We start from the raw sequence: 13,429 nt of genomic DNA, 5'->3' as shown, positions 1-13,429 counted from the left end.
CCGACAGCGCTCGGCGTGATCTGCTCGAAATACTTGATGATCGCCACGGCCGTCGCTCAACCATTGCAACAAGCCAGATTCCGGTCGACAACTGGCACGGTGCGCTCGGCGATCCAACGCTTGCCGACGCCATCCTGGACCGGCTTGTTCACAACACTTATCGAATCAACATGAACGGTGAATCGATGCGAAAACTAAAAATTAGTTTGACCGAAAACCAGCAGTCAGAGTAAAAACAGAAACCCCTGCGTCGCTGCGCTCCGGCTGTCCAGCTTCGCGCGAAACACCTGTCCGGCTTCAAGCGAAACGCGTGTCCAGCTTCCGCGAAATACGCACTTCAGCAAAACATCGTTGGTGATGTTCTCGCTTCCCACGTTCGAGACCTGCTCGCCGGATACCTGCGCCACCGTTCCGAGCGATGGAACCGACTTCAGAAGGACATCTGCCGTCAGGACGCCCGACTTGTATCCGGTGGTTTGCGTTTCGCTGGAGCCAGTTCCAGCGATGGTGCCGCCGGTGGCCAACACAGCCACGTGAGGCAGCGACGTCTGCGGTGGCTGTGGCGTTTGAGCTATCGTTGAACTCGAAAAGGCCAGGCCGAGGGCTAAGGTGGTTCCGCAGAGGGTTATGTATTTTCCCGTCAATGCGCGCAGGTCGCTCACAGCAGACTCCAGATTCGAAAGTGTAAAGACTCTCACCGCATCAGCCAATGACGCGGACGAACGAATCGGACCACTCAATTGTTGGCGATATGAACGCGCATCCACCTCGACTGGTGCTAGGCCCGATGCGGCAAGTGTAGTGACCCTTGGTGCGCGACGAATTAGTCGAGCTTCACCATTAGCAAAGTTGATTCTGCTTTGTCGATTCTCCAAACATGGCGATTTTCGTGCACAAGCAATTGCCCAAACCTTATTGGTGAGTCACGGATGCCGAGCATTAAAAATGCGTTATCAGGCCCTTTCATCGTTTAACTGGTCTGTTGTCAACTTCCTGCGGTGATTACAAACAATCTGAATGCGGCCGGCTCATCTTGCCGCTTACTATACTTTGTCGTGTCCCGGAAAAGAGAGAGGTTCGTCAGAACTGAGGCGTGGTGCCCCCAAGCAGCACGCCAACGGAAGATGGATTGCCAGCGCCTTTGTTGAAGTCGCCTTCCCAGTGACCAGGCAGCAGGCGGTCTTCGATTTCGGGCGGGCGCACGTGATTGCTGACCATATCTGGAATCTGCCCGCATCGGTCTGTGGCCTGCGCCGCAGCGACTTCCCTTCGCCGTTGCGTCCCACTTTGGAGAGGATGTAGCCTTTGCAATCACGGCCTCAGTTGCCGGTTCCGTCTTGACTACGTCATGTTGGGAACAGCGGCCGCAGTTGCCTATAGAACGCTCGGAACGAGGTCAATCGCTCCAAGAGCATTGAGCGCCGGCCTTCGTTAGGAACGAACTCCTGCGATTTAGGCGGCGGGCGCACAACATCCGAAAAATCGCCACCGGCCGCTAGCCAGCCGAGACGCGCAGCTCCGAGGGCAGCGATGGATTGCGAATCGGGCGGCCGGCGTATCGGCGCTCCAAACGCATCAGCAATCAACTGCATCCAGAGCGTACTGCGCGCGCCTCCACCGATAGCGTTGAGCGAGGTCTCACGCGTTCCGTCCGCGCGAAGGGCGTCGAGGCCGTCCGTCAAAGCGAACGTGACGCCTTCCAGAACCGAGTAGGCAAGTGTCGCGCGGTCGGTTGAATGAGCAAGCCCGCAGAACACGCCTTGAGCGTAAGGGTCATTGTGAGGTGTTCGTTCGCCGGAAAGGTATGGAAGGAACAACGGGGCTCCCGCGCGGTGGTCCGCCCCGACACTCTCGACCTCATCGAGCAAAGATGCTTCGTCAACTGAGGCGAGCTTGCATAGCCAACTAACGCAGCTAGCCGCAGACTGCACGACGCTCGTTCGGTGCCATCTGTCCGGAATCGCGTGGCAGAGCGCGTGCAACCCTAGATTCGGACTTGGCCGAAACTGCTCCGTGACGACGGACAGCACCCCTGAGGTCCCGAGAGACAGAAATCCTTCGCCCGAATCTGCTGCGCCCACGCCTAGCGCGCTCGTCGCGGTGTCGCCTCCGCCAGCCGCAACTACTACATTCGCGGGCAGGCCAAGCTCGTCAGCAACAATGCGACGCACGACGCCGGCAGGTCGGTTCCCTTCTTCAATCGGGGGCACCTGCATTCGCGTCATGTCACAAGCTTGCAAAAGCTCATCGGACCACTCGCGACTCCCGACATCGACCCAAAGGGTTCCTGACGCATCGGAGGGGTCCGTGAGCTTTACACCGGTCAAGCGGAGACGCAGATAGTCTTTCGGCAGCAGGACGCACGCCAGCTTTCGGAAGTGCTCCGGCTCGTTTCGTGCGACCCACAATAACTTCGGTGCCGTGAGCCCCGGCATTGCGCAATTGCCTGCAATTTGATGCAGTCTTGGTGCGCGGTCTGTGAGTTCAGTGCATTCTCGGACGCTGCGCATATCGTTCCACAATATCGCCGGGCGCAGAGGTCGGTCATTGGCGTCGAGTAAAACAGCGCCATGCATTTGACCAGAAAGACCAATGGCTTGTATGCGCCCAAACGCGTCCGGGTAGTTCTCTCGCAACGTCGATAACGCAATACGCGTAGCTTGCCACCAATCATCTGGGTCCTGCTCTGACCATCTGGGCTTCGGCCTCGATATTTCCAGCGGGTGGCGAGCGGTCCCGATGACTTGTCCATCGCTGGCCAGCAGGAGGACCTTCAATTCGGTCGTACCGAGGTCAATGCCAAGGAACATTATTCGACCTCGCGATGAGTCTTGTGTTTATCGCCTAGAGGTCGAAGTTGGTCGGCATCAAGACCACGTCACGAATGGTCAAACCGCGTTGTCGAGTCAGCATGAACATGATGACGTCAGCTACCTCACTGGCCTCAATCAGGCTGCCCGATGCTTTGGCTTCTTTCAGCTTTTCCTCCGGCCAGTCGGCGAGCAATGCGCTAATGACCGGGCCGGGCGAGACTGAGCCGACGCGAATTCCGTGTTTGAAGACTTGGCGCCGTACGGTTTGCACAAAGCAGTTAATCGCCCATTTAGACGACGCATAGACAGGCTCCCATGGCGTCGGAAAGTGAGCAGCCAGTGAACTGGTCACGATAATGTCGCCGGTCCGTCTGGCTATCATGTGGGGCAAAACGTCGTGAATATTTTTCATCACGACATTCACGTTGAGGTTCAGCATCCGGTCAATAGCTGCCGTATCCGCGTCCACCAGGTCACCGCCGACATATGTGCCTGCGTTGGCATGCAGGATGTCGATTTGTCCCGCCAATTCCAACACCCGTGGGACGAGGGTCGCACAGGCCGCTGGGTCGAGCAAATCAACCACGAGCGGAATTGCGGCGTTTCCGTGTTTGCTGCAAATCGAATTGAGTGCCGCTTCGTCGCGGTCGACAAGGACCACGCGAGCGCCGGCTGACAAGAGCGCCTCAGTACTGGCCAGGCCGATGCCTGATGCAGCGCCCGTTACCACCGCTACCTTTTCTTGCAGGTCCTTTTCCATTTTCCTCACCTCTTCTTTTGATAACCGATATGCAGCTCCCAACAACTACTCCGGCATTCTCGCCAAGCCCTCCGGATAGAAGCGGGGCGGGCCCTGCGAACAATCTAGTCCGAGGTCGCCGCAATCGATAACGAGCAAATGCTCTTTACGCGAACAAATATTCATTGTCGCCGTCGCCGCTGTCAAGTCGAGTGAGGCAAGGAATACCCTTGGAAGTTCGAGGTTAAGGAGGCGGCGCTGCTTCGCTTGGCGCTGCCTCGCCCGTCGAAGACGCAACATTCAAGCTTGGAGCCATTTGCACGATGGTGGGGATTACAAGACGGCATCTCAAGTGCAGCGAGCGTCGTCGTATCGAGACTCGCATTGTTGAATCCGTGAGCGACTTGGACACTGCGGTGGAACTCGTAGAGGTTGGTTCTAACGCAACACTGGCTCCCGAGACATATACCGGCAGTACAAGCCGCCATGTCTCGCTTATCCGGCTGAACCCAGCGGAAACTGACGATTCCCCTCGTTCTAACGTGTCGTCGCGACGACCAATCTGCCAAGGTGACGACGAACCTGTTGACGCGTTGGCAAGCTGGTAATAGCCGCGACTCTGATTCAAATCTCGTCATCGCGGAAGTCCAATCAAATCTTTAACGCAGTTCTTCTCAGGACGAGGTGCGCAGCTGTTCCCAAGACGATTCCCCAAAACGCAGAACCAAGACCGAGAAAGCTCATATTCGAGGCGGTTGCGATGAATGTGATGAACGATGCTTCGCGATGAGCCTCGTCCTGCACCATTCCCACGATATTTGCAGCGATTGCGCTCAATAAAGCCAGTCCCGCTAGAACTGCCACGAAGGCGTTGGGAAGCGCGGCGAACAGCATAACCACCGTTCCGGCGAACGTTCCGCCAATCAAGTAGAACAGCCCATTCGCTATACCTGCAACGTATCGACGCTGAGGGTCGCGATGCGAATCCGTTCCCGTGCATAGCGCCGCTGTAATCGCTGCGATGACAATCGTTATCCCGCCCGTGAAGGCGACCAGAACTGACGCGAGGCCGGTTGCCACCAGGACGGGACGACTCGGCGTCTCGTATCCCGAGATACGCAAGATAGCGAAGCCAGGAAGGAACTGACCCGTCAGGCTCACGATAAGCAGGGGACCGCCAGGCCGATGGTCGATTGCCAGCTCCACGTCGGCAGTGTGAAAACTGGGTGGGTCACTCGCAGGCTAACAGTGTCGAAATGCGTCAAACCGAGCGCAATTGCGAGCACGCAGCCGAAAGCAAGAACCAGAATCAAACAGTAGCGTACTGCCCAGCGCCGAAAAACGAGATAGCTGCCGAGCATTCCGAAGGCAAGCCATGGATTGATGGCCACGGACTTGAACACGTTGGTGCCAAACTGGAAGAGAATGCCCGCCATCATCCCGCAGGCAATCCCTTGCGGAATGCGCTTCGTAATCTGGTCGAAGAGCCCCGATAGACCCAGCGCAAGAATGCATGCGCCGGCGACAATGTAGGCCCCAATCGCGTCGCTCACGGGCATGCCCGGAAAGAGCGTCACAAGCAACGCCGTTCCGGGTGCAGACCATGCCGTGATGATGGGCTGCTTTAGCCACCAGCTGAGCGTCAATCCCGACACCGCGCCGCCCATCGAAATCGACCATACCCAGGATGCCACCACGTCGTTGCCGACGTGAGCGGTATGCGCTGCCTGGAAGAAGATTGCGAGCGGGCCGGCGTAAGAAATGATGACGGCGAGCAATCCGGCTGTAACTGCCGATACAGACCAGGTGCTCTTCGCAGTGACGGACTCCAACGTACCGTTCGTGTCCTGACTCATGGAGGCAGCCGGCGTCCTCAGCGAATCGACGACGGATGACGTGCGAGCGGGGTCACCTCCATCGTCATATACGGGAACAAAGGCAACGCGGACAAGATGGTGTGCAGTTCGTCGTGCGAGTCCACGTCAAAGACGCTGTAGTTCGCATACTCACCGACGACGCGATGCAGTTGCTGCCACTTTCCTGCTCGCTGTAGTTCCTGCGAGTAGGCTTTTTCGCGGGCTTTGATTTCGTCAGCCTGTGCCGCCGGCATGTCGTACGGCAGGTGTACGTCCATTCTTACGAGATACAGCATGTTTCCTCCGGGGGGGGGGTGACACTCCTCCTGCATGCGGGAAGGAGCATCATGTCGATATTCTTGGCGATGAGCCTTTAGGCCTTTTTATCGCGACGGTAGAACGCAAGCTTTTCTTCGTCGATTTGCAATCCGAGTCCCGGACCTTCCGGAATATGGAGGTCGAAGTCGCGATACTGGGGCCGCGCCGTCACGATGTCGTCCTTGAGCAGCAGCGGGCCGAAGAGCTCGGTGCCCCACGTCAGTTGCGGAAGTGCGCAGAAGCCGTGTGCAGACGCAATGGAGCCGATGCTGCCTTCAAGCATTGTCCCCCCGTAGAGCAATACGCCCGCGGCATCGGCAATGGCCGCCGTCCGCATCATTGCGTAGATACCGCCAGACTTTGCAATCTTCAGCGCAAACACGTCAGCGCAGGCGTCACGCACGAGTTCGAGCGCGTCCTCGGGGCCGGTAATTCCCTCGTCGGCCATGATGGGGACGATGAACCGCGCCGCTAGCCGGGCAAGCGCTCCGCGGTGCTCGCGCGGCGTGGGTTGCTCGATGAGGTCGATGCCTGCTGCCTCCAGCGCTTCGATACCCAGTGCCGCATCGACTTCGTTCCATGCCTGATTGACGTCTACCGTTACCTTCGCGCGGTCACCCAGCGCCGCTTTGATTTTCGACACATGCGCTACGTCGTCGCGAACGCTACGTCGACCAATCTTCAGCTTAAAAGTGTTGTGGCGACGTTCAGCGAGGAGCATCTCAGCTTCCTCGATGTCGCGATTTGTGTCACCGCTTGCGAGCGTCCAAAGGACCGGAAGCGTCTTGCGAACTGCGCCACCAAGCAGCGTCGACACCGGCACGCCGAGGCGTTTGCCCTGTGCATCCAGCAGCGCAGTTTCGATTCCGGACTTGGCGAAGCGGTTGCCACGGGCAACCTTGTTCAGCTTGAGCATCATTGCGTTGATGTTGGTCGCATCCTGGCCGACCAACGCCGGCGCCAGGTACGTGTCGATGGTCAGCTTGATACCTTCGGGACTCTCTTCACCGTAGGACAGGCCGCCGATAGTCGTAGCTTCTCCAATACCCTCAATGCCGTCGCTCGAACACAGACGGATAATGACCATGGTTTGCTGCTGCATCGTCGCCATAGAAAGCTGATGCGCGCGAATGGTTGGAAGGTCTACCAGAATGGTTTCGACAGAAGTGATTTGAGCGTTCATGCCTGAAATTCCGGAGTTGTTTGGTTGCCGAAGTATTGCGCGCTCACTAACCGCGTGTCCAAGACCATTAACGTCTAGTCTGATACTCCTGCGGTATAGAAATTGTCACCGACCGCGGTCCGTACGACGCACGTAAGGTATTCTCTCCTCGTCGTACAGCCGGTAGATGAGCTCTAGCATCTCGCGGATGTCGCGTGACTCATCGAGCGCTCGCATGCTCATGATGATGGGGGATACCAGCGTTGGGTCGTCCAATTCCTTGTAGCTTACGTCATCGCGCTTTAGCCCATGCACACTGCTCGGAACTACAGAAATCCCCTCGCCAGCGGCGACCAGACCGAGCGCAATCTGTAGTTCCCGGACTTCATAAATTCGATGAGGCTCAAGAGCACGGTCCCTAAATGCCGCCAGCACCTGGTCCGCGTAGCTCGGTCGCGGCGCCTTGGGAAAAATAATCAGCGTCTCGTTCAACAGGTCGCGAAGAGCGAGGACGGGCTTGGCGCGGGAAAGCGGGTGTCCTTCCGGAAGCGCGACAATTAGTTTCTCCTCCCGGAGAATCACCCGGCGAATGTTCGCGTCCTCATTTCGAATTCGGCCGAACCCCACATCAATGCGCCCGTCTTTGAGTGCTCTCAGCTGGTCCATCGTCGACATCTCGTGCAGACTAAGTTCCACGGTCGGATTTTCATCGCGGAATCGACGGATAATTTTTGGCAACATTCCATACAACGTCGACCCCACGAATCCCACTGACAGACTGCGCTCGATGTTGCCGACCCGTCTTGTCATCGATTCAAGTTCAGAGGTTTGAGCTATCAATTGCGTGGCGTGCAAATAGAAGAACTTCCCCGTCTCTGTCAGTTTCAACGGCCGGGAGTTGCGCTCCAGAAGCTGTACTCCAAGAGTCTCTTCAAGTTGCTGTATCGAGCGGCTTAGAGGTGGCTGCGCGATGTGCAAACGGGCGGCTGCGCGCGTGAAATTACGCTCCTCTGCGACCGCGACGAAATAGCGAAGATGCCGCAACTCCATGTCAATACCTCTAGGATATAGCCCGATACTAATTCGGTGTTGGACGGGGCCCGAACGGGTCGTTTATTCTGCATTCACACTTTGGTTTCGCAAAGACTATACCTTCCGAACATAGAAGCAATGACGCGAAATCGAGGGTTAACCCCACCAAAGACAAGAGATTCAGGAGCGGACATGAGCGTCAAAGTGTTTGAAACGGAAGAAGTGCAGAACCTGCTGAAGGCCGCTACCAACATCGGTAGCCAAGACGGCAACCTTCGCGCCAAGCAGATTACGCAGCGCCTGCTCAGCGACTTGTTCAAAGCCATCGACGACCTTGACATGACGCCCGACGAAATCTGGGCCGGCGTGACGTACTTCAACAAGCTTGGACAGGATGGCGAAGCGGCATTGCTGGCAGCTGGCCTCGGGCTGGAGAAGTATCTCGACATCCGGATGGATGCCGAGGACCGAGAGGCGGATATCAACGGTGGCACGCCGCGTACCATCGAGGGTCCTCTGTACGTCGCCGGTGCTCCCGTTCTCGACGGCGTGTCCAAGATTGATGTAAACCCCGATGAAGACGCGGGTCCTCTCGTTATAAAGGGTACCGTGACAGGGCCGGACGGGAAGCCCGTCGCGGACGCGGTAGTCGAATGCTGGCACGCCAATTCCAAGGGTTTCTATTCGCATTTCGACCCGACCGGCGCGCAGAGTGATTTCAATTTGCGCGGCGCAGTGAAGACCGGCGCCGACGGCAAGTATGAATTCCGTACGCTCATGCCGGTAGGCTACGGCTGCGCGCCCCACGGTGCGACGCAGCAACTGCTCAACGTTCTCGCCCGCCATGGCAATCGTCCCGCGCACGTGCATTTTTTCGCTACGAGCGACAACCTCCGCAAGCTGACGACGCAAATCAATATCGAGGGCGACCCGCTGATTTGGGACGACTTCGCGTATGCGACACGTGAGGACTTGATTCCCCATGTGGTCGAGAAGAGCGGCGGTACTGCCTTGGGCCTGAAAGCCGATGCATACAAGGAAATCGAGTTCAATATTGAGTTGACTCCACTGGTTCAGGGCAAGGACAACCAGCTTGTCCACCGACCGCGCGTATCAGCCACAGCGTAAGCGGCTCAAGCGGCGGCTGGAAAATCCCTCCAACTGCCTGAATCTTCCGATATTCATTCGTCACTAATGCGAGGCCCAAAGTTGGGGAACGCATAGGAGGAGCACACATGTCCGCCATTTTCGAAAAAGCCCAACAGTTGGATGACCTGTTGAGCAACGCCGTTCAAGATGACAAAGAAAACGGCGTTTTCCGCTGCCGCCGCGACATCTTCACGAACGCCGACTTGTATGAACTCGAGATGAAACACATCTTCGAGAGCAACTGGGTTTATCTGGCACACGAAAGCCAAATCCCGAACAACAACGACTACTACACCACTTTTATTGGTCGCCAGCCGATTGTCATCACGCGCGATAAAACCGGTGAGCTGCACGCAGTCGTCAATGCCTGCGCACACAAAGGCGCCATGCTGTGTCGTCGAAAGCACGGAAACAAGGGCACCTTCACGTGCCCGTTCCACGGCTGGACGTTCTCGAACGCCGGCAAGCTTCTTAAGGTGAAGGACGAAAAAACCACCCAGTACCCCGTGCAATTCAACAAGCAAGGTTCGCATGACCTGAAGAAGGTAGCGCGCTTTCAGAACTATCGCGGATTCTTGTTCGGCAGCTTGAACGCTGATGTCGTGCCGCTTGAAGACTATCTCGGTGAGACCAAGGTCATCATCGACCAAATCGTCTCCCAAGCGCCGGATGGCCTCGAAGTGTTGCGCGGTAACTCGTCGTACATCTACGAGGGTAACTGGAAGATGCAGATGGAAAACGGCTGCGACGGTTACCACGTCAGCAGCGTCCACTGGAATTACGCTGCAACGATGGGTCGACGCAAGGTCGAAGGCACCAAAGCAGTTGATGCGGACAGCTGGAGCAAATCGGTCGCCGGCGTTTATGGCTTTGAGCACGGTCACATACTTCTGTGGACCAAGACGATGAACCCTGAGGTCCGTCCGGTCTATCAGCATCGTGATGAAATCGCCGCACGTGTCGGCGAAGACAAGGCGAAATACATCGTCAATCAGACGCGCAATCTGTGCCTGTATCCGAACGTGTTCCTGATGGACCAGTTCAGTACTCAGATTCGCGTGGTCCGTCCGATTAGCGTCGACGAGACTGAGGTCAGCATTTTCTGCTTCGCCCCGAAGGGGGAAAGCGCAGAGAGCCGCGCTGTTCGCATTCGTCAATACGAAGATTTCTTCAACGTCTCCGGGATGGGTACCAGCGACGACCTCGAGGAATTCCGTGCTTGCCAAGCCGGTTACGCTCACACGACGTCGATGTGGAATGACATGTCGCGTGGCGCCCCGCTCTGGGTCCACGGACCCGATGAGAACGCGAGGGGCATGGGCCTGAACCCGCTCATCTCGGGCGAGCGCAGCGAAGACGAAGGTCTTTTCGTGGTTCAACACGAATACTGGGCGAAGGTGATGCGCGAGGCCCTTCAGAAAGAGCAGGCGGAGGCGACGGTATGAGCTTCGAATATCACAGAATTTGCAATGCGCTCTACCAAGAAGCGCGGTTTCTGGATGACCGCCAGTGGGACGAGTGGCTCGCCTGCTACACGGAAGACCTTACCTACTGGATGCCGGCGTGGGACGACGACGACAAGCTCACTGAGGACCCTCAGAGCCAAATCTCACTGATGTATTACCCGGACCGCGGTGGCCTCGAAGACCGAGTTTTCCGCATCAAGACCGAACGAAGCAGTGCTTCGATGCCCGAACCCCGCACCAACCACAACGTCACCAATGTCGAAGTGCTGGCAGAACGCGATAACGAAGTGGACGTTCGATACAACTTTAACACGCTCAGTCATCGGTACAAGATTACCGACCAGTACTTCGGCACCATTTACGTTACCTTGCGAAAGGTCGACGACCGCTTGTTGATTTCTGACAAGAAGATTGCGCTGAAGAACGACTACATCCGCCAAGTGCTCGACGTCTACCACGTCTAATGCCCGGTCGGAACGAGATAGGAAGTAGGAGGCAACATGTCCAGCTACAACATTGCACTGAACTTTGAAGACGGAGTGACTCGCTTCGTCGAATGCAAAGCCGGCGAGAAAGTTCTCGATGCCGCCTTTCGCGCAAAAATTAACCTGCCGATGGACTGCTCCGATGGCGTATGCGGCACTTGCAAATGCCGCGCCGAAAGCGGCAGCTACGATTTGGGCGATGACTACATCGAGGACGCGCTGACCGACGACGAGAAGAAAAGCGGTCTCGTCCTCACATGCCAGATGATTCCCCAGAGCGATTGCGTCATAGCGGTCCCGGCATCCACGGCGGCGTGCAAGACCGAGCACAATAAGTTTGCCGCGACGGTCGCGAAGGTCGAGCAGCATAACGACGCGGCCGTCGTCCTTGAGATGGACGTGGACGCCGCCCCGCCCGTCTTCCTTGCGGGTCAGTACGTCAACATCGATGTACCCGGGAGCGGCCAGCATCGCTCTTACTCGTTCTCTTCTTCGCCGGGTGAATCGAAAATCAGTTTCTTAATCAAGAAGATTCCCGGTGGCGTGATGAGCACTTGGCTTGAATCGGCGCGGCCGGGCAACAAGGTCGAGTTGACCGGACCGATGGGAATTTTCTATTTACGCGCTGTCGAACGGCCGTTGTTGTTCCTCGCAGGCGGAACGGGGCTAGCCCCGTTCCTCTCAATGCTGGACGTGCTGGCCCATACGAATCCCCAGCAGAAGGTGCACCTCATCTACGGCGTGACCCGGGACCTCGACTTGGTGTTGGTCGAAGCCATCCAGGCATACACGGAAAAGCTTCCCAATTTCACGTTCAGCACCGTTGTTGCCGAAGTCGAATCGAGCCACCCTCGCAAGGGCTGGGTGACACAGCACATGCCCGCTGAATGTCTGAACAACGGAGATGTCGACGTGTATCTTTGCGGCCCCCCTCCGATGGTCGATGCGGTGCGCAAGTATTTCGACGAAAACGGGGTGGAGCCGAAGAGCTTCCACTATGAGAAATTCACTGCAAACTAGCACCGGTGACTCATGAACGCGCAAAGGTTTGAAGGCAAGGTTATGGTAGTCACGGGAGCGGCGCAGGGAATCGGCCGCGGCGTTGCTCTGCGTGCAGCTTCGGAGGGTGCGAAAGTGCTGTTGGTTGACCGCGCCGACTTCGTCTCCGATGTCGCCGCCGAGGCAATTGGGGCCGACACCGCCGGCTTCGTTGCAGACCTCGAGACTTACGAAGGCGCAGCTACCACGATGGCATTCGCTGTGCAGAAGTTCGGCCGAATCGACATTCTCGTCAACGGCGTGGGCGGTGCCATTCGCATGCGGCCCTTTGCAGAGTTCGAACCGGCTCAGATTGATGCGGAAATCCGCCGCTCGCTCATGCCTACCTTGTACTCCTGCCACGCGGTCCTTCCGCACATGCTCGCGCAAGGTCGCGGAACCATCGTCAACGTTTCCTCGAATGCAACACGCGGCATCCGCCGTGTACCGTACTCGGCTGCCAAGGGCGGCGTCAACGCAATGACCCAGTCGCTCGCGATGGAATACGGCGAGCACAACATTCGGGTGGTCGCTGCAGCACCCGGTGGAACCGAGGCACCTCCGCGACGCGTACCTCGCAACGCCACGGGAGATAGCGAGCAAGAGAAGGCCTGGATGAGCGAAGCGGTGAAGCAGGTTAGTGAGTCGACCTTCTTCAAGCGCTACGGCACCCTCGACGAGCAAGTTGCGCCGATTCTCTTCCTTGCGTCTGACGAGGCAGGCTACATCACGGGCGCCGTGCTGCCGGTTGCAGGCGGCGACAACGGTTAGGACCTTCAGAAAAAACCAGAAGTAGGAGACGCCACAATGAACGAACGTAAAGCCATTGTTCCCACTGGGATGGAAGCGGTGTACGAAAAGATTCGCTACGCGCCTGCTGTGAAGGTTGGAAACACCGTGTATGTCTCTGGCCAGATTGGTCGCGACGCCAATATGAAACTGGTGGAAGAACGCGAAGCGCAAATAGTGCAAGCCTTCGAAAACCTGAAGATAGTCCTTGAGGCTGCAGGCGCAATGCTTAGCGACGTTGTCGACGTCACCACTTTCCACACCGACATGCGCGACCTCCCATTGTTTATGGAGGTCCGAGACCGGTACCTCAGGACGGACCCGTTGCCGGCGTGGACAGCAATCGGCGCTCATATGCTGGGCGGTGCGGCTGGCTACATTGTTGAAATTAAGGCTGTCGCTGTCTTGTCTGAGTAATCGTGGACATCCCAATTTCAAACAACAAGGAGTCGGCGTGTCTAGCGAAACTCCCCAACAAGCCACCTGTGAACCGCCTCCGGTTTTGCTGGACACGAATTTGGGGTAAAAGTGTGTCTGGAAACGGAGTTGAACATGCTGAAGAAGTCGAATGTCACTGAGGTT

Annotated in this window: 13 protein-coding genes and 2 pseudogenes; 7 read left to right on the top strand and 8 right to left on the bottom strand. The window is 57.1% G+C overall.

The window, feature by feature from the left end; genetic code table 11:
• The coding region (locus AWB81_RS36265; protein ID WP_159938995.1) for an ATP-binding protein at positions 1-233 on the top strand (233 nt) is incomplete at its 5' end.
• Here AWB81_RS36265 and AWB81_RS36260 read toward each other — a convergent pair.
• The 8 genes and pseudogenes from AWB81_RS36260 to AWB81_RS36225 form a co-directional block, all read right to left on the bottom strand.
• Positions 225-662, bottom strand: coding sequence for an asparaginase domain-containing protein (locus AWB81_RS36260; protein WP_200822606.1), 438 nt, complete (start codon positions 660-662; stop codon positions 225-227). The two genes, AWB81_RS36265 and AWB81_RS36260, sit on opposite strands and share 9 nt — an antisense overlap.
• 430 nt (positions 663-1,092) lie before the next feature.
• Positions 1,093-1,290: pseudogene (locus AWB81_RS44295) on the bottom strand (IS30 family transposase); the annotation flags it as partial.
• Between the two features lie 56 nt (positions 1,291-1,346).
• Positions 1,347-2,810, bottom strand: coding sequence for a xylulokinase (gene xylB, locus AWB81_RS36250; RefSeq protein WP_062642620.1), 1,464 nt, complete (start codon positions 2,808-2,810; stop codon positions 1,347-1,349).
• A 34-nt stretch (positions 2,811-2,844) separates the two neighbouring features.
• Positions 2,845-3,573, bottom strand: coding sequence for an SDR family oxidoreductase (locus AWB81_RS36245; RefSeq protein ID WP_062642618.1), 729 nt, complete (start codon positions 3,571-3,573; stop codon positions 2,845-2,847).
• Positions 3,574-4,203: 630 nt separating this feature from the next.
• Positions 4,204-5,408: pseudogene (locus AWB81_RS36240) on the bottom strand (benzoate/H(+) symporter BenE family transporter).
• Between the two features lie 17 nt (positions 5,409-5,425).
• Positions 5,426-5,704: a muconolactone Delta-isomerase gene (catC, locus tag AWB81_RS36235; protein WP_062642616.1), complete on the bottom strand. Its 279-nt coding sequence runs from the start codon at positions 5,702-5,704 to the stop codon at positions 5,426-5,428.
• A gap of 77 nt (positions 5,705-5,781) precedes the next feature.
• Complete coding sequence (locus AWB81_RS36230; RefSeq protein WP_062642614.1) at positions 5,782-6,909, bottom strand: muconate/chloromuconate family cycloisomerase; 1,128 nt, start codon at positions 6,907-6,909, stop codon at positions 5,782-5,784.
• A 105-nt stretch (positions 6,910-7,014) separates the two neighbouring features.
• Positions 7,015-7,938 carry a LysR family transcriptional regulator gene (locus AWB81_RS36225; RefSeq protein WP_062642612.1) on the bottom strand — a complete coding sequence of 308 codons (924 nt, stop codon included), beginning with the start codon at positions 7,936-7,938 and terminating at the stop codon, positions 7,015-7,017.
• A 174-nt stretch (positions 7,939-8,112) separates the two neighbouring features.
• Here AWB81_RS36225 and catA point away from each other — a divergent pair, with 174 nt between their 5' ends.
• From catA to AWB81_RS36195, 6 genes are all read left to right on the top strand, one after another.
• A complete protein-coding gene (catA, locus tag AWB81_RS36220; RefSeq protein ID WP_062642610.1) occupies positions 8,113-9,048 on the top strand; it encodes a catechol 1,2-dioxygenase in 936 nt (311 codons plus the stop codon).
• Between the two features lie 107 nt (positions 9,049-9,155).
• On the top strand, positions 9,156-10,514 hold the full coding sequence (locus AWB81_RS36215; protein WP_062642608.1) for a Rieske 2Fe-2S domain-containing protein: 1,359 nt from the start codon (positions 9,156-9,158) through the stop codon (positions 10,512-10,514).
• Complete coding sequence (gene benB, locus AWB81_RS36210) at positions 10,511-10,999, top strand: benzoate 1,2-dioxygenase small subunit (RefSeq protein ID WP_062642606.1); 489 nt, start codon at positions 10,511-10,513, stop codon at positions 10,997-10,999. The genes AWB81_RS36215 and benB overlap by 4 nt, the downstream gene beginning before the upstream one ends.
• Before the next feature lie 36 nt (positions 11,000-11,035).
• Entirely contained in the window at positions 11,036-12,040 is a 1,005-nt protein-coding gene (gene benC / locus AWB81_RS36205; protein WP_062642604.1) for a benzoate 1,2-dioxygenase electron transfer component BenC, read from the top strand.
• Between the two features lie 12 nt (positions 12,041-12,052).
• Positions 12,053-12,829, top strand: coding sequence for a benzoate diol dehydrogenase BenD (gene benD / locus AWB81_RS36200; RefSeq protein ID WP_062642602.1), 777 nt, complete (start codon positions 12,053-12,055; stop codon positions 12,827-12,829).
• Between the two features lie 36 nt (positions 12,830-12,865).
• Positions 12,866-13,264, top strand: a complete 399-nt coding sequence (locus AWB81_RS36195; protein ID WP_062642600.1) for a RidA family protein — start codon at positions 12,866-12,868, stop codon at positions 13,262-13,264.
• Positions 13,265-13,429 lie beyond the last annotated feature (165 nt).

The organism is Caballeronia arationis (genome assembly GCF_001544975.2).
GTDB lineage: Bacteria > Pseudomonadota > Gammaproteobacteria > Burkholderiales > Burkholderiaceae > Caballeronia > Caballeronia arationis.
This window is presented reverse-complemented; position numbering and strand designations above follow the sequence as displayed.

Bases quoted from the DNA above. Each gene is read 5' to 3' on its own strand.
- xylB (WP_062642620.1), bottom strand. From the start codon at position 2,810: ATGTTCCTTGGCATTGACCTCGGTACGACCGAATTGAAGGTCCTCCTG.
- AWB81_RS36245 (WP_062642618.1), bottom strand. From the start codon at position 3,573: ATGGAAAAGGACCTGCAAGAAAAGGTAGCGGTGGTAACGGGCGCTGCA.
- catC (WP_062642616.1), bottom strand. From the start codon at position 5,704: ATGCTGTATCTCGTAAGAATGGACGTACACCTGCCGTACGACATGCCG.
- AWB81_RS36230 (WP_062642614.1), bottom strand. From the start codon at position 6,909: ATGAACGCTCAAATCACTTCTGTCGAAACCATTCTGGTAGACCTTCCA.
- AWB81_RS36225 (WP_062642612.1), bottom strand. From the start codon at position 7,938: ATGGAGTTGCGGCATCTTCGCTATTTCGTCGCGGTCGCAGAGGAGCGT.
- catA (WP_062642610.1), top strand. From the start codon at position 8,113: ATGAGCGTCAAAGTGTTTGAAACGGAAGAAGTGCAGAACCTGCTGAAG.
- AWB81_RS36215 (WP_062642608.1), top strand. From the start codon at position 9,156: ATGTCCGCCATTTTCGAAAAAGCCCAACAGTTGGATGACCTGTTGAGC.
- benB (WP_062642606.1), top strand. From the start codon at position 10,511: ATGAGCTTCGAATATCACAGAATTTGCAATGCGCTCTACCAAGAAGCG.
- benC (WP_062642604.1), top strand. From the start codon at position 11,036: ATGTCCAGCTACAACATTGCACTGAACTTTGAAGACGGAGTGACTCGC.
- benD (WP_062642602.1), top strand. From the start codon at position 12,053: ATGAACGCGCAAAGGTTTGAAGGCAAGGTTATGGTAGTCACGGGAGCG.
- AWB81_RS36195 (WP_062642600.1), top strand. From the start codon at position 12,866: ATGAACGAACGTAAAGCCATTGTTCCCACTGGGATGGAAGCGGTGTAC.